Annotated in this window: 16 protein-coding genes; 9 read left to right on the top strand and 7 right to left on the bottom strand. The window is 41.5% G+C overall.

All coding sequences use genetic code 11. The annotated features are described in order from the left end of the window. Positions 1 to 136 precede the first annotated feature (136 nt). Positions 137 to 772, top strand: coding sequence for a DUF4136 domain-containing protein (locus tag QTN47_RS10355; protein WP_369329289.1), 636 nt, complete (start codon positions 137 to 139; stop codon positions 770 to 772). Positions 773 to 786: 14 nt separating this feature from the next. After that, complete coding sequence (locus QTN47_RS10350) at positions 787 to 1,413, top strand: outer membrane beta-barrel protein (RefSeq protein WP_369329288.1); 627 nt, start codon at positions 787 to 789, stop codon at positions 1,411 to 1,413. A 699-nt stretch (positions 1,414 to 2,112) separates the two neighbouring features. Here QTN47_RS10350 and QTN47_RS10345 read toward each other — a convergent pair. The 6 genes from QTN47_RS10345 to deoC all read right to left on the bottom strand — a co-directional run bounded on the left by QTN47_RS10345 (position 2,113) and on the right by deoC (position 10,060). Continuing rightward, the gene (locus tag QTN47_RS10345; RefSeq protein ID WP_369329287.1) at positions 2,113 to 2,856 is read right to left on the bottom strand and encodes an MlaE family ABC transporter permease; all 744 of its coding nucleotides are present in this window, start codon (positions 2,854 to 2,856) and stop codon (positions 2,113 to 2,115) included. Positions 2,857 to 2,865: 9 nt separating this feature from the next. After that, a complete protein-coding gene (locus QTN47_RS10340; RefSeq protein ID WP_369329286.1) occupies positions 2,866 to 5,202 on the bottom strand; it encodes an NADP-dependent malic enzyme in 2,337 nt (778 codons plus the stop codon). Between the two features lie 163 nt (positions 5,203 to 5,365). Further along, on the bottom strand, positions 5,366 to 7,375 hold the full coding sequence (locus QTN47_RS10335) for a tetratricopeptide repeat-containing sensor histidine kinase (protein ID WP_369329285.1): 2,010 nt from the start codon (positions 7,373 to 7,375) through the stop codon (positions 5,366 to 5,368). Between the two features lie 63 nt (positions 7,376 to 7,438). Continuing rightward, complete coding sequence (locus tag QTN47_RS10330; protein WP_369329284.1) at positions 7,439 to 8,629, bottom strand: M20 metallopeptidase family protein; 1,191 nt, start codon at positions 8,627 to 8,629, stop codon at positions 7,439 to 7,441. Positions 8,630 to 8,657: 28 nt separating this feature from the next. Further along, a complete protein-coding gene (locus QTN47_RS10325; RefSeq protein WP_369329283.1) occupies positions 8,658 to 9,068 on the bottom strand; it encodes an SPOR domain-containing protein in 411 nt (136 codons plus the stop codon). Between the two features lie 320 nt (positions 9,069 to 9,388). Further along, positions 9,389 to 10,060, bottom strand: a complete 672-nt coding sequence (gene deoC / locus QTN47_RS10320; RefSeq protein WP_369329282.1) for a deoxyribose-phosphate aldolase — start codon at positions 10,058 to 10,060, stop codon at positions 9,389 to 9,391. Between the two features lie 113 nt (positions 10,061 to 10,173). Between deoC and QTN47_RS10315 the strand changes: the two genes are divergently transcribed. Continuing rightward, on the top strand, positions 10,174 to 11,676 hold the full coding sequence (locus QTN47_RS10315; RefSeq protein WP_369329281.1) for a S41 family peptidase: 1,503 nt from the start codon (positions 10,174 to 10,176) through the stop codon (positions 11,674 to 11,676). Between the two features lie 186 nt (positions 11,677 to 11,862). Here the strand turns inward: QTN47_RS10315 and QTN47_RS10310 are convergent, their stop codons facing one another. Beyond that, complete coding sequence (locus QTN47_RS10310) at positions 11,863 to 12,102, bottom strand: hypothetical protein (protein ID WP_369329280.1); 240 nt, start codon at positions 12,100 to 12,102, stop codon at positions 11,863 to 11,865. A gap of 195 nt (positions 12,103 to 12,297) precedes the next feature. On the opposite strand from QTN47_RS10310, the gene QTN47_RS10305 reads away from it, so the two are divergent. From QTN47_RS10305 to QTN47_RS10280, 6 genes are all read left to right on the top strand, one after another. After that, positions 12,298 to 13,290 (top strand): sugar phosphate nucleotidyltransferase, encoded by a 993-nt coding sequence (locus tag QTN47_RS10305; RefSeq protein ID WP_369329279.1) that lies wholly within the window; start codon positions 12,298 to 12,300, stop codon positions 13,288 to 13,290. A 215-nt stretch (positions 13,291 to 13,505) separates the two neighbouring features. Beyond that, positions 13,506 to 15,578 (top strand): beta-L-arabinofuranosidase domain-containing protein, encoded by a 2,073-nt coding sequence (locus tag QTN47_RS10300; RefSeq protein ID WP_369329278.1) that lies wholly within the window; start codon positions 13,506 to 13,508, stop codon positions 15,576 to 15,578. Positions 15,579 to 15,790: 212 nt separating this feature from the next. Beyond that, positions 15,791 to 16,852, top strand: a complete 1,062-nt coding sequence (locus tag QTN47_RS10295) for a glycoside hydrolase 5 family protein (protein WP_369329277.1) — start codon at positions 15,791 to 15,793, stop codon at positions 16,850 to 16,852. 119 nt (positions 16,853 to 16,971) lie between these two features. Beyond that, a complete protein-coding gene (locus tag QTN47_RS10290; protein WP_369329276.1) occupies positions 16,972 to 18,168 on the top strand; it encodes a galactokinase in 1,197 nt (398 codons plus the stop codon). 330 nt (positions 18,169 to 18,498) lie between these two features. Then, positions 18,499 to 19,521, top strand: coding sequence for a family 43 glycosylhydrolase (locus QTN47_RS10285; protein ID WP_369329275.1), 1,023 nt, complete (start codon positions 18,499 to 18,501; stop codon positions 19,519 to 19,521). Positions 19,522 to 19,686: 165 nt separating this feature from the next. After that, entirely contained in the window at positions 19,687 to 21,204 is a 1,518-nt protein-coding gene (locus tag QTN47_RS10280; RefSeq protein WP_369329274.1) for an alpha-N-arabinofuranosidase, read from the top strand. Positions 21,205 to 21,213 lie beyond the last annotated feature (9 nt).

The raw sequence follows: 21,213 nt of genomic DNA, 5'->3' as shown, positions 1-21,213 counted from the left end.
TGTTTATAGCCGGCACTTTTGCCTGAGTTTAACAACTCTTATAAAGTATTTATAAAACTGATTGCTACAACAAACGCGCAGGCATATTTTTCGTTCTTATGCATGTTGATTCTCGTTAACGCGAAATATTAAGAACATGAGAAAAATAATGTCACTGTTCTCTGCTGTAGTTCTCGCAGCTCTGTTTATTACCGGTTGCACCAAAGAGCCATTAAACAATCTTACAAATGAGGAGTCGCGGATTTATATAACCAATCGTGACTCCGCCGTAAACTTTAACAGCTATACTACATTCAGTATCTCAGATTCTGTCGGAGTTATCGATAACGGCGATGCTTATAAAAGTCTCAACGCTGTTGATCAGGCCTATCTTAATGCCGTGACGAAATACATGAAGCAGGCAGGCTATACATTGGTAGAGAAAGGTCAGAAGCCCGACCTGGGCATTAACGTCTCAAGAATTTATCAAACCAGCACGGGAGTTATGAGCTACCCCGATTACTGGAGTTATTATGGCGGATACTGGGACCCTTATTATTGGGGATACGGCGGCTTTGGTTATGGTATGCCGTTCTATGCATATTCCGTTTATTCCATTACTGAAGGTGCTTTGTCCATCGATCTGCTTGACCTGAAAAATGTAGCGACCAACAAAGATAAAATTCAACTGATCTGGAATGGGTTAATAAGAGGCTCCGGGATTTTTAATGAAGCCACTGCCGATAGCCAGGTGAAAGCATTATTTGACCAGTCAGCTTATTTACATAAATAGTCAAAATCTGTATCATGAAAAGTGTGTTGAAAACATCAATTATATATTTGCCGCTACTGTTTATTTTTTCTTTTGCCCGTGCACAACAGGGAGAGGTTAAACTGGAGCTGAATTATAATTACAGCCTTCCGCTTGGAGGCTTTAAAAATAATGTTATCAGCAACGGCTCTGCACGTGGTTTTGCAGGTGGACTCAAGTACGTACTGAATGATAAGATTGATTTAGGTATTTATACAGGATTCCAGGACTATTATCAGAAATACCCGCGCACAGTATATCATAGCGATGGTCAGGATATATCAGCGGTCCTGAGTAATTCTATACAAACTGTGCCATTACTTGGTAAGGTGATGTTTAATCCAATGGGAGATAAGAAGGCGATGATACAACCTTATGTGTCTTTTGCAGCTGGTATCAATATGATCTTCTTTAGTCAGTATCTTGGCGAATTCGGCAGCGCACAAAACTCGGTTAGTTTTATGGCGCAGGCCGGAGCCGGTGTTCAAATTCCCTTTAGCAAGTGGAGCCGGTCAGGGTTTCAGTTGGGCGTTAATTACAACTATGTGCCGTATTCAAAGAATGGGTACGATAACCTGAATTCATTGGGCATTCATGCGGGCGTGCATTTTCCGATGCGATGATTTTTCAATTGACAATTCAATGTCGCTGAGTTAAGAGTTTGTAGTATTTAACACGCATAAAGTATCACGATCAGATCAATATTCAAGAGACCTCTCCTGTCGTCGAGGTGACGATGCGGTTCAAGACTGGAACATTATCATGTACTTGTTACCAGTGCTGTTGTGATTACTTTTTCTGATAAGCCCGGATCGTCATGTCGACGATAGGAGACATCTCCCAAAGTTGACGATGCCGGCTTAACTAAACGACATTGAATTGACAATGGAAAAGGGATAATTGAAAATGGATTGAGTCAAATTGATAATTGAAAAGGGAGAATTGAAAATGTTTTGATTTGTGAGATAATTATTTAAAGCTGGTATAGAAGAGATTCGTACCCGGAAAGCTTTCATAAAATCCCGAAGGGATGAAATTATTATAGAAAAAAAATTGTCCAGTCTATAAAACCGCGAAGGGGTGACATTTTCGGATGTCACCCCTTCGGGTTTTATAATTCCATCATTTGAATGCTATAATAATTCCATCTCTTCGGGATTTCACCTGATAAAATGTTTGTGGCGCCTGGTTAGTTTGATTGGAACAGCGAATTGGAAATACGGAATGGAAGAAGTATAGTTTACTGTGGGCTAAAAGCAGAAGGGCCATTCCGATGGCCCTTTTGCAACTAAAATGTATTTGCAATAATTTAATTATGCGAATTACAACAGCAACGCTGCAATCAGGTAATCCGCAAACAAGATCAAAATACAGCTCACAACCACTGCGGTTGTACTTGACCGTCCAATCTCTAACGAACCTCCTTTTACATGGAAGCCGTAATAAGCAGAAATACTACTGATGATAAAAGCAAATGCGTATGCCTTATACAGACCTACTGTGATGTTATATGTATTCAGGTTTTGGCGAAGGCCCATATCATATATATCATTAGCGAGAATACCTGTCATTGATCCTGCAACACGACCGCCCCAAATGGAGAGTACTGCGGAGATAATAATAAGGGCTGGAATCACCAGTAGTGAACCCAGTATTTTGGGCGCGATTAAGTAGCTACGGGAATTAATGCCCATTATTTCCAACGCATCAATCTGTTCACTGATACGCATATTACCCAGCTCACTGGCTATTTTACTGCCAATTACACCGGCAAGTACAATGCTCACAACCGTGGGGGACAACTCAAGAATAACGCTGTCTCTTACGATTTGTGCAATGGTCGCTTTGGGTACTAACGGGCTTACCAGCTGATAAGCTGTTTGTACTGTGGTTACCGCACCAAGGAACAAAGAAATGATCACAACAATTGGTAACGCGCCTACACCAATTTCTGAGCATTGATGCATGAACTCTTTCCAATACATTTTGCTATTCTCCGGCCTCGTAAACATGCTTCTCAGCATTAAAAGATATCTCCCTAAATGGCTCAGAAATCTTCCAATCATATCGGCTTGTTATTTTTTGTTTTTCTTTAAACGTTTCCACCAGGGTGTATCCTGAATGGCTTTTTTGGTGTCAATATTACACCTCATCTGCGCATCCGTAACAGCAATAATAGCCATATTTACGATACTCCGCACTGAACTGCCTAACTGTAATATGTGTACCGGCTTCTTCAAACCAAGCAATACCGGCCCGATGGCATCTGCACCTCCAACGTCTTCCAATAAATTGTACGCAACGTTTCCGGCTGCAAGATTAGGAAAGATTAATGTATTTACATCTTCATTCACCAGGCTGCTGAATGGATAATTATCTTTCATTACCTTATGATCGAATGCGAGCCATGCCTGCATTTCTCCGTCAACGATCAGCGATGGATCACGTTCCTTAACAATACGCGTTGCTTCTGCTACCAGTTTTGCTTCAGGAGAATCACTGCTGCCGAAGTTACTATAACTGAGCATGGCAATACGGGGAACGAGATTAAAGTTTCTGACTTCCTGCGCCGTCATCAATGTAATTTCAGCCAGCTCTTCTGCAGTAGGATTGAAATTAACCGTTGTATCGGCTAAGAAAAGAGGCCCTTTTTTTGTCAGCATCAAATACATGCCCGCTATCTTTTTTACGCCGTCTGCTGTACCAATACATTGCAATGCAGGTCTTATCGTTTCCGCATAGTTCTTGGTAAGACCAGAGATCATTGCGTCCGCCTCACCAGTTTCAACCATCATACAACCAAAATGGTTGCGCTCACGCATACGCTTCTTGCTTTCGTAATAATTGAGGCCCTTGCGCTGGCGCTTTTTGAAGAACAGTTCGCTAAAGTGTGCGAGTTTGTGTTCCATTTCTTCGCTCTGCGGATCTATGATAGGGAAGTCAGAAAGATCTATATGGTTTTCAACTGCAATTTGGCGGATCTTGTCTGCCTTACCCAATAAGATAGGATAGCCAATACCGTCTTCATATATGATACTTGCTGCCTTTAAGATCTTCAGGTTATCAGCTTCTGCAAACACCACTCGTTTCGGATCTTTTTTGGCCTTATTGCCAAGCACGCGCATGATCTGGTTATCCAGGCCAAGACGCTTGTTCAGTTCAAGTTTATAAGTATCCCAGTCTTCAATCAGTTTTTGCGCTACACCTGTTTCTATGGCAGCTTTTGCCACAGCGGGAGCCACCGTTTCAAGTAATCGCGGATCAAGAGGCTTCGGAATAATATATTCCGGACCGAACACCATGTTCCTTTGATTGTAAGCCATGTTCACAATATCCGGCACCGGTTTTTTTGCCAGTTCTGCCAGGGCATGAACTGCAGCGAGTTTCATCTGTTCATTGATTCGTCTTGCTCTTACATCCAAGGCTCCGCGGAATATATAAGGAAATCCCAGTACGTTATTTACCTGGTTAGGATAATCTGAACGTCCTGTAGCCATAATGATATCACTGCGTGAAGCAACCGCGTCCTCATAACTTATCTCAGGATCGGGGTTGGCCATGGCGAAAACGATCGGATTTTTGGCCATGCCTTTAATCATATCCTGACTCACCACGTTGCCAACACTCAAACCCAGGAATACATCGGCTCCTTTCATTGCGTCAGCAAGTGTAAGATTACTATCATTCACTGCGAACTTTTGCTTTGTTTCATCAAGATCGGTCCTTCCTTTGTGCAGTACACCATCTTTGTCAAACAATGTAAAATTCTCGTAACGTGCGCCCAATGCCACATATAACTGTGCGCAGGCCATGGCTGCGGCACCTGCGCCGTTTACAACCAGTTTTACCTTATCTATCTTCTTTTTTTGAAGTTCAAGTGCATTTAATAATGCTGAGCCGCTGATGATCGCAGTACCATGCTGATCATCGTGCATAACAGGTATATTCAGCTGTTCACGTAAAGTTTGTTCTATATAAAAACACTCTGGAGCTTTAATGTCTTCAAGATTAATGCCTCCGAATGTTGGTTCAAGCGCTTTGATGATCTCCACCATTTTCTTAGGATCTTTTTCATTGATCTCTATGTCGAAAACATCAATATCTGCGAATATTTTAAACAGTACGCCCTTTCCTTCCATCACAGGTTTGCTGGCCTCGGCTCCAATATCTCCCAGCCCCAGCACGGCGGTGCCATTACTGATTACTGCAACAAGATTGCCTTTGGCTGTGTATTTATATACGTCTTCGGTATTTTGGTGAATTTCTTTACAGGGTTCCGCAACTCCCGGGCTATACGCTAACGAGAGGTCCCTTTGTGTTTTTGCTTCTTTGGTAGGTATTACTTCTATTTTGCCGGGCTTACCGGATGCATGATATTCAAGTGCTTCTGCTTTAATAAGCTTCTTAACCATACAGGATTTTTATATTAAAAAGAGGAAGTCCTGCGCTCACTTTGCCCGCTCCTAATGGTCGCCAATAAGTGTTTTTCACATTCTTCCGGGGGTGCAAAGTACAACTTAATCAACAAAGAAAACTAACAGATGTTCGAAGCGGCTGTTCCCGGTAGTTATTGGTCTATACAACCTGTTTCAGTTTCATAAATACGTCAGTTCCTTCACCTTCGGTACTTTCAATCCATAACGGTGTTTCCATATAATCCATCATTTCTTTTGTGATCAGCAGCCCGAGGCCGGCGCCCTTTTCTTTTTGTGTGCCGCGGGTAGATTTTATCTGTCCGGTAAATATTGTAGCTAACCGCTGCTCAGAGATGCCGGCACCGCTGTCCTGCACCTTAAGTGTGACATAACCTTCGCAGTTATTTGTAGTAAAAAGCCTTATCTCCTGGTTTTCGAAGGAAAATTTAATAGCGTTGCTGATCGTATTACGCAATGCCAGGCGAAGAATGTTTTCATCTGCATAGATAAATGTGTCAGCCGGAATAAGGTTGGATACGGTAAGATTCTTTTTGGATGCCAGCGTGTTAAATAGTGCAATATTTTCATTTACAATCTGCTGCAGGTCAATTTTTTTGCGGTAAAGAACGATACCTTCCATCTGGCTCTTGGCCCAGTTGAGCATATTTTGCAATAGCTCGTTATTGTATGTCAGATCATTTTCCAAATGGTTGGTCATTAACTTAAAATCGCTTTCCGAAACATCACTGGTTTTCAGGGTTTTGATTAAATGCAACGTATTGGCGAGGGGATCGCGGAGATCGTGAGCAAGGATAGAGAAAAGCTGGTTTTTAATATGGTTGGATTCGGCCAGTTGCTTATTGATTTCTTCCTTGTGGATGGTATTTATTTCCAGCCGCCTCAACAGCTTTTTCTTTTGCAGGTATAACAGGTACATCAAACCCAGTGCGAAAAATAAAAGCACGCCGGTTACAATAAAAATTACAAGTGCATTTTTATTGCGGTTATTCTGCGCCTGTAAAAGTGCGTTCTCTTTTTCTTTTTTGTCAACCTCGTATTCTATCAGCAACTGCCTGGCATACCGGTCTCTTTTATTGCGGTTTACTTTTTCTGCCAGTTGGCTGTATTCAGAAAGATAGCTGAATGCCTGCTGCGGAACATTCGTTACGGAATCCACGCGGGCAAGCTGTAACAATGCTTCCAGTTGCTTTTCGTCTTCGTGATGTTGTTTGAACCATCCATTCGCTTCGATAAGCAATTTTTTAGCATTCACATAATCTTCTGTCTGGAAGTAAACATTCGCAAGGCCGAGGTAAGAATTGTATTTGCTGGCCTCCATTTGATTGGCTGTGTAAATATCAAGCGCTTGTGTATAATACGATTTGGCTGCAGCTGTTTGTTTTTGAAGGGCAAAGATTGATGCATATGCTTCGTAAGCTTCAGCTATTTGCAGTGGCTCATCAAGCTGCTTGAAAATAAACACCGCCGAGTCAAGCAACATAATTCCTTCGGTAAACCTGTTTGAGACAGTGCACAACCGTGCAAGGTCCAGATAACAGGTAGCGACGCGGTCTTCATTTTTTGTTTCGCGGAATAAAGGAAGCGCCATCTTTATTTGCTTCTCCGCATCCTCATTATTGTGCATTGCGGAGTATACGGAGGACATGCCGTGATAGGCATACGCTTTTTGATCAGGCATTTGTGTGGCAGACGCTATTTCCATTGCCTTGCGGTTATAGTAAAACGCGCGATCCCAACTGGCACTTACCTCAAAAAGATAGGCTATGCCGACATATGCATTAAATAAACTTGTCTGATAACCGTGTTTGTTTGCAATCTCTATTGAGCGGAGATACATGTGTAATGCCGAGTCATAAGCATACTTCCATACATAATTACTCGCCTGTTGATTGTATGCGTCACACAGCAACTTTTTGTTGTGAAACGCATTGGCTATATCAATGGCTCTTAAAGCGTAAAAGCTTGCCGAATCCAGGTTATATGCCTGGTACAGGAACGAAGCATCTATAAGCATCCCCGCTTTAAGAGAATCATCAGTCGTGTGGTTGCTGATATTTTTCAGCGTCTCAATTATTTCATTCTTCTGCCCAAGCCCTCTGCCACAAATAAGTGAAAGCACCAGTAAAAAACATCCGGTTAAAGTTTTCATTACATGGTTGTTTGTTTCTTCTACAGGCATTTACATGCATGAGTACAGAATTTGGGCGGCACGTTATGATGTTACGTTAGCCGCAAGCATCGCCATAATACCAATTCCTGTTTCTATGGCTGCTTCATCAATATTGAATTTTGGTGTGTGCACGTTATGAACAATTCCTTTCTCTTCGTTTCTAACTCCCAGCCTGAAAAAGCAGCCTGGAATAGCTTGCGTATAGTATCCGAAGTCTTCTGCGCCCATGCGTAGTTCAGTTTCTGATACATGCTCTTTACCCATATAATCTTCAGCAATCCGCCACGCGCGTTCGGTAAGCTTGGGGTCATTATCAACAGTAGGATAACCCACATCAATATGCAAATCGACCTCCGCACCCATTGCTTCTACCAGTCCAATCGTTTGTTTGCGGATAAGTTCATGAGCCTTGAAGCGCCATGTTTCATCCATCGCGCGGAATGTGCCCATAAGTTTCACTTCACTGGGAATTACATTTGTGGTATAACCGCCCTGGAAGGAGCAAATGGATAAAACCGACGGCGAAGTAGGATTATTATTTCTGCTGATAATTTGTTGCAGGCTAACAATAAGATGTGATGCGATCAGAATGGTGTCTGCTGTAAGATGTGGTGCCGCAGCATGCCCCCCTTTGCTCTTAATAGTAATATAGATTTCATCTGCACTAGCCATAACACGGCCGGTTCTAAAACTAAGTTTTCCTACTTCGAGTCCCGGGTTTACATGTAGTGCAATGATGCCTTGAGGCGCTGGATCTTCCAGCACGCCTTCTTTTATTAGCAGGCTGGCACCTCCGGGATTCCTTTCCTCTCCCGGCTGAAAAATAAGTTTGATCGTGCCTTCCCATTCATTGCTCAGTTCTTTCAGAATTTTTGCTGCTCCCAACAGGCAGGTCGTATGTACATCATGACCACATGCATGCATAACGCCGGGATTGGTCGATACATATGGCACGTCATTTTCCTCCCTGATCGGAAGTGCATCCATATCTGCACGCAATGCAATAACACGCGATGAGGGATTTTTTCCTTCCAGAACAGCAACTACGCCCGTTTGAGCAAGAACTTTAAAGTCAATGCCCCATTCAGTAAGGTTCTTCTGAACAAATGCTGAAGTTTCAAATTCCTTGTAACTTAACTCGGGATGAGCATGCAGGTGGTGACGGATTTCTTTAAAAGCGGGAGCGTACTCTTGAGACAGCCTTTTAATCTTTTCTTTTAACATAAGCAACATGCAACTCACCTGTTGGTGGCAGGAAAGTTTATTCTATTGATGAAAGTTCTATAGCATCTTCAATAACGTAAATACCCTGCGGATATATCAGGCTTAATTCCTTCTTATATCGCTCGGCATCACTTCTTTCTGTAAAGTTTCCAAACCTTACTTTAAAATAAGGAGACTGGAAAAACATATAAGTTTTTTGATCAGGATATTGGCGCAGCAAATCAGCCTTCATTTTAAAAGCATCTTCCCTGCTTCGGGTATTTAACACCTGCAGGCGGTATCCTTTATACAACCCTGCGCTGGTCATTTTAGATGTAAATTTATTAATTGAGACCTGCCTTGCAGAAAGAATGTCAAGGCGGGGATCTTTCTTGATTACAATTGAATCAGCTGCGCTAACAGTAAAACATACAAACAACAGAAAACATATAAATACAGCAGATTTCATATATTAATTGCTTTTATGAGTGACATTAGCGGCGAACAAATTTACAATTCTAATCTTCAAAAAGTATTAACCAAAAGCCAAAAGGGAAACTAAAAATTCAGACCAGGATCGAAAGTCAAAATTCAAAAGTAAAATTCAAAAAACAGCGCGCACTAGAACATTTACCAATGGCCCGTCAGCGTAACGAAAAAAAACGAGAATAATTGCAGCTCGGTATTGAAGCAAATTTATTCCAATTGTCGATTTGAAGATTGTAGTGCTTTTGATAGCAGGTCCGGTTCTCCAGATTTTTTTACTTTCTACTTTTGAATTTTTATTTTTTAATACCCGCCCGCGCCCGCACTTTCTCCCTGGGCTATGGCCACGCTTGCACTACAGCCCAACCTTGTTGCTCCGGCGTCTATCAATTCTTTGGCAAAGGCATAATCCCGGATTCCGCCGGATGCTTTTATTTGTATATGTTCGGGCAGATGGGCGCGCATTAATTTTACAGCTTCCACCGTTGCTCCCTTTTCCGCATAGCCTGTAGATGTTTTTAAATAATCAATTCCTGCAGCTCCGTAGAGTTCGCAACATTTAATAATTTCCTCATCTGTTAACACGCCGCTTTCAATAATAATTTTCACCGTTTTCTGTTTGCTTTTGATAACGGGCATTATGTGGTTTATTTCGTTGGCGAGATAAGTCCAGTCATTGTTTTTAAGGGCTACAAGATTGATAACAATATCCAGCTCATCAGCACCATCCACCATTGCGAGCACTATTTCAGCAATTTTTGCCTCGACCGCCGAATAACCAAACGGGAATCCGATTACGGTCGCGACTTTAATATTGCTTCCCTCTAGAAAATTCCTCGCGGTTTTTATGAGTGGAGGAGGAATACAGACCGCACAAAATTTATATTGTAAAGCATCATTACACACCTTTTCAATATCTTTTATTAGAGTAGTTGGTTTTAATATGGTATGATCTATAAATTGTGCGATGTTCATAGTAAATTGTGTATCAGAATAATTAATATTGATCTACAAAAATCGGTTTTTTACCTTGTATGCAACAATAAGCCTTCGGTTTTTCGTTATTATAGCATAAATAAAATCAGAATATGAGAAACGCCTTTTTGCTAATCATCGTGGCAGTTTGTTTTTCATCGCTCTTTTCTTGTCAGAAGGAGCTGAATGACAGCGGAGGATCTGGTACTGATACAACCGGAAATGGCACCCCAAGCCAAAGCGACCTGCTCAAGGATTCTGTATATCTCTACACAAAGGAAGTTTACTTTTGGCACGAGGTAATTCCGTCATACGATGTGTTTAACCCGCGCGGTTATACCGGTGCGACGGATGAGGAAGCTGCTACAAACGAAATGGATGCTATCCGAGCGTACCAGCCACTTGACAGATATAGTTTTGTGACAACCAACGCGGAGTCTGAGGGGCTGCAAACCGGCACCAGCAATGATTTCGGTTTTCTTGTAAAAGCAGCATCTCTTGATAGGGCAGAGCCCGTTGATTCTGTATATTGGTTTGTAAATTATGTGTACGACAAATCCCCGGCCGGTATCGCAGGGGTTGAGCGCGGTTGGTATGTTAGTAAGATAAATAACACGCCGATAGCGTACGACAATGCCAGCATTGATATTTTAAACAATACCTTTTTTGGCACAGCTACCAGTGCTACGTTTGAATTCACAAAGCCAGATGGAACAACTACTACATCAACCCTTAACTATGCCAATTACACGGCAAATTCGGTGTTGTATGAAAACGTTTTATCTGATAACGCGCAGACGCATAAGATTGGATATCTTGTATTTAATCAGTTCTTCGGTCAAACGTCCCGCAACGAACTAGCTAACGCATTTAACGACTTCGCTGCTGCAGGAATTAACGACCTGATTGTTGATTTAAGATATAACCGCGGTGGCTCTACTGCAACACAAGATACTTTAGCCAACCTGATCGCTCCGGCTTCAGCCAATGGCAAGAAAATGTACACTTACATATATAACGATTCCTTACAGGCTGGAAAATATCCGTTGCTGTACAGGAAGGATCCTTATAATCAATATCCAACAGACATTTTTACCCAGGCCAATAATGTGGTGAATTTTGAAAAAGCAGGTGCTATAACCGGTTTAACGCGTGTATTTTTTATCGTTAGCGGCAGCTCGGCGTCTGCCAGCGAATTGCTCATCAATAACCTGCGCCCTTATATGGATGTGAAGCTTGTAGGCGACACAACATATGGCAAACCTGTTGGTTTTTTCCCGATAGATATATTTAATTATTCTATCTATCCCATTTCGTTCAAAACAGTTAATAGTCAGAATGTAGGCGATTATTATTCGGGATTTGTTCCTGACAAGCTCGTTGCGGACGGGGTTAATAAAAGCTGGGGAGATGTTACTGAGCCATGCCTGGGTACAGCGTTGTATTATATCAGTAATGGCACATTTGGCAGAAAAGGCGGACCGAATTTTTCGGATGAATCAAACAGAAGAGCACTTGCCAGGCAGAAACCTTATGACGTGGCTTACAAGCAGCTTACTGCCCGGAAATTTTCAGGATCGTTTGTAGAGAAAGGGAAAATGGCGAGGAGAAATTGAAAATTGAAAATTCCTGCCCGACTGAAGTCGTTCAGGCGGGGATAATTGAAAGCGGAAGCATTTAGCTCAACAATAAAAAGGCCGGAATTGAAAGTTCAATTCCGGCCTTCATTTTATAATCTATGGAATATTCTTATCGCGACCTTTTCAGTTTTAGGCTTTACGCTTTGGGCTTTAAGCTCTTCTTCAATTTTTCTTAATTCCGCAAGTCTTCTTACCGTGCATTGCTGCTTTATGAGTAGAATCTGAAACTTTAGCAGGTTTTTCCTTTAATTGCTGTGCCGCTTCTTTCTGCTGCAATTTCTTTTCACCCTTTTCATTGCCCTGATCGGCAATTTTTTTTGCGCCCGGTTCCTGGGCAAAAGTGCCAGCCGTTATCATGCAAAGGGCTGGAACAATCATATATTTTCTTAGCAAGGTCATCATTTTTAGTCAATTTAGACGATGCATACAAGTTAGCACTGTTTGGTAGAAACGCGTGTTAAAACTGCTTAAATTTCCTTATTTACGTACGAATTACCCACAAAACTTGTATAAAAAAAAGATTTTACTATTTTCACGCCGCCTTTATAAAGTGTTAGCATGACAATTGAAGGATGATAAATTAAAAGGGTAACCTCCATGAAAGCAATTATACCTGTGGCCGGGGCGGGCGCTAAACTTCGACCACATACATATACACAGCCAAAAGCACTTATTCCAATTGCAGGTAAAACAATATTAAGTTTTATTGTAGATCAGTTAAATGAGGCAGGGATCCAGGAATTTATTTTTATCGTTGGATACCTGGGCGAGAAGATACAGGAATATGTAAAGCAAACTTATCCACACCTTACCTGTCATTTTGTGTATCAGAATGAAAGGCAGGGAACGGGCCATGCAATTGAATTAACTAAAAGCCTTGTTGGTAACGATGAGGTTTTTGTCGTATTGGGTGATACCATTTGCGAGTATGATGTAAAGGAAGTAATCAACAGTCCTTTCAGCATGCTCGGAGTAAAGAAGGTTGATGATCCCCGGATTTTCGGTGTTGCGGAAATAAGCGACGAAGGATTTATTGAACATGTTGTAGAAAAACCAGCCATTCCTAAAAGCAATATGGCTTTGGTGGGACTTTATAAAATACGTGAGACCCATTTTTTGTTTGAATGCCTTCACCATTTATTTGCCCAGAACATCAAGAGTTACGGCGAATACAATCTTACAGATGCCCTGGATTGTATGATAAAGCGCGGCGCGAGTTTTAAAGCCTTTAAAGTAAAAAACTGGTTTGACTGCGGAAAGAAAGAGACATTGCTCGAAAGCAATGCAACACTCCTGAAGAAATTTGGTGGGCATATTCATGAGAGCCTGGAATCGGAAAACTCAATTCTTATTCCCCCGGTGAGCATAGGGCCCGGTTGTGTGCTTAAAAATGCGATTTTGGGACCGCATGTATCCGTAGGAGCCAACACCACCATCCAATACTCAATTGTGCGTGACAGTATTATCGGCTCTTACACCAACCTTTACGAAGTAGTTATTGATAATTCGCTTATAGGTAGTGATGCCAGCGTTAAGGGATTAAGCAGAAGCCTTAATATCGGAGATAATACTGAAATAGATTTTGGTTAACTGAGGTTTAAATAATTGAAAATGCTGGCGGACCGCCAGCATTTTTTTTAGGAATAAAGAAAAATTTGGGTTTTAAAAAATCGTTTTTTTATATTTACAACGTAAACGATTGCATTGAATTGCTTTCATTTGATTTTCCCTCTGTAAGCAAAGGAGCGACAGCTAAATAAGTAAACGTTTGCATAAGCCATTTTTATTTAACCCCGCGTTATGCCATGAAAAATAGTGTAGGTTTCATTTGTTTGGTTCTCTTATCCTTCCTGCTTATTTATTGGAGGGTAGATAACAACGCTAAAATATCTTCCGTTGCCAGGCCTTCAACGTTAACAACCAATGCATTTTACATTTCCAATAAGGCTCCGCTTCAATCGTCAAACTTCACAAAATTGCCCATCGGGGCAATAACGCCCGGAGGATGGGTTAAAAAATATCTTGAACTGCAGAGAGATGGTCTTACTGGACATCTGGGAGAAATCAGCGCCTGGCTGGATAAAAAAAACAATGCATGGTTCAGCGGTAACGGTACCGGCGATCATGGTTGGGAAGAAGTGCCTTACTGGCTAAAGGGCTATGGAGATTTAGGTTATGTACTTCATGATGATGCCATCATTAAAGAAACCAGATTATGGCTCGATAAAGCTTTTGAAAGCCAGCAACCCAACGGTTATTTCGGCCCTGCCATTGTAGAAAGTCAGCATCAGGATAATAAAGGCGCAACGCCCGACCTCTGGCCGAATATGATCATGTTATGGTGCATGCAATCTTATTACGAGTACACTCAGGATGCAAGAGTTATTCCCTTCATCACTAAATACTTCAAATGGCAATCAACTGTGCCAGATGAAAAGCTTTTAAAAATTTATTGGGAAAACAGCCGTGGAGGAGATAATCTTTATAGTATTTATTGGCTGTATAACCGCACCGGTGAATCCTGGCTTTTGGATCTTGCTGAAAAAATTCATCGCAATACTGCGAACTGGATGCAGAAAGATAATTTGCCTAACTGGCATAATGTGAACATTGCACAATGTTTCAGAGAGCCGGCAACTTATTACCTGCAATCGAAAAACCCTGATCACCTGGCAGCCACTTATAACGACTTTCATATTATCAGGAATTTGTACGGACAAGTGCCGGGCGGAATGTTCGGTGCTGATGAAAATGCACGCAAGGGATATGATGATCCGCGACAGGCTGTTGAAACCTGCGGTATGGTAGAACAAATGGCCAGCGATGAAATCTTGGCCGGTATTACAGGTGATGTTTTCTGGGCTGATAATTGTGAAGATGTTGCATTCAACACATACCCGGCGGCAGTTATGCCCGACTTTAAAGCGCTGCGGTATTTAACTGCTCCTAATATGGTGTTGAGTGATAGTAAGAATCATGCGCCAGGCATACAGAATGATGGTCCGTTCCTGATGATGAATCCTTTCAGCAGCAGATGCTGTCAACACAATCATGCACAGGGGTGGCCTTACTATGCAGAATATATGTGGATGGCTACACCGGATAATGGCCTGGTTGACATGCTGTATGGAACAAACGAAGTGACTGCAACTGTTGGTTCTGGTGAAAAAGTAACACTTAAACAGGAAACAAATTATCCGTTTGATGAGCACATTAAAATACAGGTGAATGTAGCCAAAGGAGCATCCTTCCCATTGTACCTGCGCATACCGGCATGGTGCAACAACGCAACACTATCAATTAATGGCAAAGTTGTGAAGTCAGAAAACAAACCCGGAGCATATACACGCATTGAAAGAACGTGGAATGATAAAGATGTTGTAGAGCTTGTGCTTCCCATGGAAGTTTCTGTTAAGAAATGGGAACGGAATAAAAACAGCGCGAGTGTAAATTATGGACCGCTTATATTCTCTCTTAAAATAAAAGAAGACTACAAACAAATGGATAGTAAAGCTTCTGCAATTGGCGATTCTAAATGGCAGGCTTCAGCGGATCCATCCAAATGGCCGTCATTCGAGATTTATCCGGCTTCAAACTGGAACTACGGACTTGTCTTGAATAACAGTAATCCTGCAACGCAGTTTAAAGTAGTTAAGAAGAGCTGGCCAGCAAATAATTTTCCATTTACATTAGAAAGTGTTCCATTGGAAATAAAAGCAAAAGGAAAGATAATTGAGGATTGGAAAATAGATCAATATGGTTTGTGCGGTGTGTTGCCACAAAGCCCGGTAAAAGTTAACAGTAAGGAAGATGATATTACGCTGGTGCCAATGGGTGCAGCAAGATTGAGAATAACAGCATTTCCCGTTGTGGAATAGCGGCAAATATTTTTACAGCAATTATGGTTTTAAGTTAGCATTAAAAAAGTAAAGGAAGCCTCCATTTAACTAATCATAGTATACAATGTGCTTCCTTTTTAAAAGAGAAAAAACTAAAACTTATGAGAATATCCGCACTGAATAAATCTAATTAAACCACTTAACAACAAACGGTTTATGATAGTGTTGGATATTCTTTTAAAAAAATGAACATGAAAAAGATTGTCTTTTTTTTATTACTGAGTGGATGCATCGCGTTAACAGGCTCTGCTCAGGATGAACGCGGAGTTTGGTCTGTGCAAAAAGCAAATGAGTGGTACAAACAATGGGGCTGGTTGCGCGGCTGTGATTTTATACCAAGCTCAGCTATCAATCAATTGGAGATGTGGCAGGCGCCGACATTTGATCCTGCAACAATTGACAAGGAGTTGGGATATGCTGAATCAATCGGCTTAAACTGTATGCGTGTGTTTTTGCATCACGTAGCATGGCAGGAAGATGCAACGGGATTTAAAAAACGCATCAATGAATATTTGAGCATTGCGGACAAGCATCATATTGTAACCATGTTTGTGTTTTTTGATGATTGCTGGAATGAAAGTTATAAAGCCGGTAAACAACCGGAGCCTAAGAAAGGTATTCATAACTCCGGCTGGCTTAGAGATCCGGGCAAGTTAATTTATGATGATCCTTCACTTGTAACCTTGCTGGAGAAATATGTAAAAGACATTATGACGACTTTTAAGAATGATAAAAGGATTTTGTTGTGGGATCTGTATAACGAGCCCGGCAATTCAGGCTATGGTAACAAAAGCCTGCCTTTGCTAAAAAGCGTGTTTTCCTGGGGCCGACAGGTAAATCCGTCTCAACCTTTATCTGCGGGCGTTTGGAGCAAGCCACTCACAGATTTGAACACATATCAGTTGGCAGCTTCAGACGTGATAACCTATCACAACTATGAAGATGAAAAAGGGCACCAGGCATGTATTGATACATTGAAACCTTACAATCGTCCGTTGATCTGCACAGAATATATGGCGCGTTTAAGGGGTAGTAAGTTCTTTAACATTATGCCGGTATTGAAGAAAGAAAACATTGCTGCTATCAACTGGGGACTGGTTGCCGGCAAAACCAATACAATGTATGCCTGGGATACACCAATTCCCAGTGGGGCAGAACCGCCGGTTTGGTTCCATGATATTTTCAGACCGGATGGAACACCGTTCGATTCTAAAGAGATTCAATTTATTAAATCCCTTACAGGGAAAAAATAGACAATATAACTTTTTGGCTACAATGGAGAGTAAGGAGACTTCCTATCTTTGAATGCTTTAAATACCCTGTAGCTGTCAACATGTGCGATATAACATATACACAACCTAAATAATTAAACGTGAGCAGTAACGCGACAGAAGAACTATCATTGGCCCGCACCACACAGAGAAAAATTCCTGTGTCACTCGAAACCTTTATTCAAAACGAGACAATTGTTGCCTGTTCTCCGGGACGCATCAATCTTATAGGTGAGCATACCGACTACAATAACGGATTTGTTTTACCGGCCGCAATCGATAAAGCTGCATATATAGCTTTAACTCCGCGTGCAGATGAAGAGATTCATTTGCATTCAATAGACCTGAATGATCATTTTATAACTGATATACATTCCGTTGCCAGGCAGACATCCAAATCCTGGCCCAACTACATCTTAGGGGTTGTTGAACAATTCAGAAAGAAAGGATTTGCATTAAAAGGTTTTGACGCCGCGCTAACTGCAGATGTTCCTATTGGGGCCGGCCTTTCATCTTCTGCTGCCGTAGAGTGCGCTACAGCTTTTGCATTAAATACATTTTTTCAGGCTGGTTTTGATAAGCAAACACTTGTAAAAATGGCTCAAAAAGCAGAACATGAATTTGCAGGTGTACAATGCGGGATCATGGATCAGTTTGCGAGCGTGTTCGGCAAACATAACCATGTTATAAGATTGGATTGCCGTTCACTGGAATACGTGTATGAACCTTTGCAAATGGATGGCTATAAAGTTGTTCTGCTGGATACAAATGTGCATCATTCCCTCGCTTCATCCGAATACAATGTTCGCAGGATGCAATGTGAGAAAGGCCTTTCATTTATACAACAAGATCATCCGGAAGTTAAAAGTCTTCGCGACGTTAACGTTGAAATGTTAGATAAATATGTAAAGCCAAATGATGATCTGATCTATAACCGTTGCAGATATGTTGTTGATGAGAATGCTCGTTTATTGGCTGCATGTAATGATCTTGAAAACAACGATATAGTTGCATTTGGCAAAAAAATGTTTGAAACACACGACGGTTTAAGTAAACTCTACGAGGTGAGCTGTAAAGAACTTGACTTTTTAGTAGATTATGTAAGAGATAATCCAGCCGTTGTTGGTGCAAGAATGATGGGTGGCGGCTTTGGCGGCTGCACAATTAACCTGGTAAAAGAAGATCGTATTGATGCATTGGTAGAAGATGTTGCAAAAGCATATAAACAGCATATGAACAAAGACCTGAAGGTATACATTGCGAAGATTGAAGATGGCAGCCAGGTGTTGAAGGGGTGAGGAGTGAGGTGTGAGGTATAAGGTTTTAGGTATCAGGTATCAGGTTTAAGGCGTGGACCAAAGTAAAAGTCAAAAGTGGCGGACCGATAAATGAGACCTGCTTTTCCGGCTATAGAAGTGAGAAACACTTTTTTGCATCTCAAAACAGCCGACAGCGCTTGTTGAGTAGTTGCTAGTGGATAATTAAAAAAGATATATGTGGCGGTATTTAAGTTGAGACAAATTTAAATGCCGCCATTTTTTATAAAGAGATAGTATAGAGGCTTAATGCCGCTCGTCTTATAGATACGTGTCATTAACTTTGATGATACTCACGTAAAACAACCAAACATGTATAAGCTCGCCATATTGTTTAGTTGCATTGCTATTTTTCAAACAGCAATAGCACAATCTACAAACACAATCCATAAAGCTGATGCTCCGCTTTACAGAGACCCGATCTATGACGGAGCTGCAGACCCGGTTATTGTCTGGAACCGGCAGGAGAAAAGCTGGTGGATGCTATACACTCAGCGAAGAGCAAATGTTGATGGACCAGATGTATCTTATTGCTATGGTTCGGACATCGGCATTGCTGCTTCATCAGATAATGGCAAAAGCTGGGTATACCGGGGCGCTTTAAAACTTGAATTTGAAAAGGGGAGGAACACCTTCTGGGCGCCGGATGTCGTTTACTTCAACAATACGTATCACATGTTTGTGGCGTACATACAAGGGGTACACAATCACTGGGGCGGCAGTGCACGCATGGCGCATTATACCAGCGCGAATTTGTGGGATTGGAAATTCGAAGGATTTGTCACACTTTCCTCAGAGAAAGTGATTGATGCATCGCTTTTTCAAATGCCAGACAAAACCTGGCGCATGTGGTATAAAGATGAAACAAAAGGTTCAGCAACAATGGTCGCGGAAAGTAAGGATCTGAAAAGCTGGAAAGTAATGGAGAAACCTGCCATCAGCGGAACTGCTCAGGAAGGACCCAAAATATTTTTTTATAAAGATTATTACTGGATGATCACGGATGAGTGGCATGGCATGCGCGTGTATCGATCAAAGGATGCAAGCAACTGGGAAAAACAAGGACTCATTCTGGATGGACCGTCTGCACGACCGGAAGACACACCCAGCGGTGCTCATGGTGATGTAGTTGTAGTTGGCGATAAGGCATATATCTACTATTTCACTCATCCTGGGAGAAAAAAACATTCCGAGGCGGAAATGAACAGCGAGGGCATATATCCATATTCCATCAGACGATCCTCCATACAGGTTGCTGAATTGGTTTTGAAAGAGGGAACACTTTCCTGCGACAGGAATAGTCCGTTTGACTACTTTATGCCTGAGATTAAGTGATGCAGGGTTTGTTCATAAATAGTATAAATCAATATTTTCCAATCAGATGAAAGTTTTGAATAATAAATGTATATTAGACATTTAATATTGCGTGCCAGAATTCCGCGCTTCACAAAAACTTTTTCAGCAAGTTCTGGTAGCAATTGCAACTCAAAACTTAATCGCATGAAAAAAGTAATTTTCCTGGTAGCCTTATTGGCAGTTGTCTCTGCTCAGTCCCAAACACTAAAGGCAAGAATAAAGATTGATACTGAGCGAAAAAACGGCAGTATAGACTCGCTGTTGTACGGCAACTTTACAGAACACCTTGGTCGTTGTATTTATGGTGGTATCTATGATCCGAAATCATCTATGGCAAATATGGATGGTTTCAGGAAAGATGTAATAGATGCCACTAAAAAGATGGGTGTGAGTATTGTCCGCTGGCCGGGTGGAAACTTTGTTTCAGGTTATCATTGGATGGATGGGATTGGGGCTAAAGAACAAAGACCCAAAAGAAAGGATCTTGCATGGGGCGATATAGAAACCAACCAGGTTGGTACAGATGAGTTCATGCAGTTTGCGAAAGCTGCTAATGTTGCTCCTTACGTATGTGTGAATATGGGAACAGGTACATTGGATGAAGCCCGTAACTGGGTGGAATATTGCAATGCTCCGACCGGGTTATATTATTCAGATCTGCGTGCTAAGAACGGACATCCAGAACCCTATAATGTGAAGTATTGGGGATTAGGTAATGAAGTGGATGGTGAGTGGCAAATGGGGCATATGAATGCAGAAGACTACAGCAAAAAGGCGCTGGAGGCAGCAAAGTTGATGAAATGGTCCGATAACAGTATTAAGCTGATAGCATCAGGTTCAAGCAACTACGGTTCTGATTGGATGAACTGGAACCGGACTGTATTGACAAGCCTGCGTGATCAGATTGATTACATATCACTGCATCATTATTCCGGTAACTACGATAAGGATCACTATAAGTTCATGGCCATTACATCAAGGGTAGATAATATCATTGATATTACAAAAGGCATGATAAAAGAAGTGAAAACAAGGTATCGTGTTCAGAGACCGATATACATAGCTTTTGATGAATACAATGTATGGTACCGGGCGCACGGCGAACAAAAACTGGAAGAACATTACAATATGCAGGATGCATTGGTTGTTGCCATGTACCTGAACTGTTTTATCCGTCATGCTGATATTGTAAAAATGGCCAATCTTGCACAGCTTGTAAACGTTATAGCGCCGATGATGATAACCAACGATAAATTGTGGATGCAAACCACTTACTATCCTTTGCAGTTGTTCTCAGAGAATTGTCATGGTGAATCATTGCAGCCGTTTGTTGAATGCGATACATATGATGCAGGTGACTTTAAGCAGGTTCCTTATCTTGATGTATCATCTGTGTACAATGAAAAAACAAAGGAGCTGTTGATAAACGTTGTGAACAGGCATAAGGATAAGGCAATTGAAACCAATATCGCCAATCAGTTTGGTCAACTTGGCACAAAGGCTGTAGTTTATGAAGTAAATTCGAGTGATATTAATGATGAAAACACGGTGAACGAGCAAAAGGTCAAAACAACAGAAAAGGAAATTAACATTAATGGAGCCGGCTTTGTGTACAATTTTCCGGCCCATTCGTTTACTATGCTTAAGATAAAAATGAAATAATACAAGTAA

It is taken from the genome of Danxiaibacter flavus (assembly GCF_041060425.1).
Classification (GTDB): domain Bacteria; phylum Bacteroidota; class Bacteroidia; order Chitinophagales; family Chitinophagaceae; genus Danxiaibacter; species Danxiaibacter flavus.
Note: the sequence above shows the minus strand (reverse complement) of the source record. Positions and strands in the feature narration are given on the sequence as shown.

Excerpts from the sequence above, each read along its gene's own strand:
- QTN47_RS10355 (WP_369329289.1), top strand. The coding sequence starts at position 137 with ATGAGAAAAATAATGTCACTGTTCTCTGCTGTAGTTCTCGCAGCTCTG.
- QTN47_RS10350 (WP_369329288.1), top strand. The coding sequence starts at position 787 with ATGAAAAGTGTGTTGAAAACATCAATTATATATTTGCCGCTACTGTTT.
- QTN47_RS10345 (WP_369329287.1), bottom strand. The coding sequence starts at position 2,856 with ATGATTGGAAGATTTCTGAGCCATTTAGGGAGATATCTTTTAATGCTG.
- QTN47_RS10340 (WP_369329286.1), bottom strand. The coding sequence starts at position 5,202 with ATGGTTAAGAAGCTTATTAAAGCAGAAGCACTTGAATATCATGCATCC.
- QTN47_RS10335 (WP_369329285.1), bottom strand. The coding sequence starts at position 7,375 with ATGAAAACTTTAACCGGATGTTTTTTACTGGTGCTTTCACTTATTTGT.
- QTN47_RS10330 (WP_369329284.1), bottom strand. The coding sequence starts at position 8,629 with ATGTTGCTTATGTTAAAAGAAAAGATTAAAAGGCTGTCTCAAGAGTAC.
- QTN47_RS10325 (WP_369329283.1), bottom strand. The coding sequence starts at position 9,068 with ATGAAATCTGCTGTATTTATATGTTTTCTGTTGTTTGTATGTTTTACT.
- deoC (WP_369329282.1), bottom strand. The coding sequence starts at position 10,060 with ATGAACATCGCACAATTTATAGATCATACCATATTAAAACCAACTACT.
- QTN47_RS10315 (WP_369329281.1), top strand. The coding sequence starts at position 10,174 with ATGAGAAACGCCTTTTTGCTAATCATCGTGGCAGTTTGTTTTTCATCG.
- QTN47_RS10310 (WP_369329280.1), bottom strand. The coding sequence starts at position 12,102 with ATGATGACCTTGCTAAGAAAATATATGATTGTTCCAGCCCTTTGCATG.
- QTN47_RS10305 (WP_369329279.1), top strand. The coding sequence starts at position 12,298 with ATGAAAGCAATTATACCTGTGGCCGGGGCGGGCGCTAAACTTCGACCA.
- QTN47_RS10300 (WP_369329278.1), top strand. The coding sequence starts at position 13,506 with ATGAAAAATAGTGTAGGTTTCATTTGTTTGGTTCTCTTATCCTTCCTG.
- QTN47_RS10295 (WP_369329277.1), top strand. The coding sequence starts at position 15,791 with ATGAAAAAGATTGTCTTTTTTTTATTACTGAGTGGATGCATCGCGTTA.
- QTN47_RS10285 (WP_369329275.1), top strand. The coding sequence starts at position 18,499 with ATGTATAAGCTCGCCATATTGTTTAGTTGCATTGCTATTTTTCAAACA.
- QTN47_RS10280 (WP_369329274.1), top strand. The coding sequence starts at position 19,687 with ATGAAAAAAGTAATTTTCCTGGTAGCCTTATTGGCAGTTGTCTCTGCT.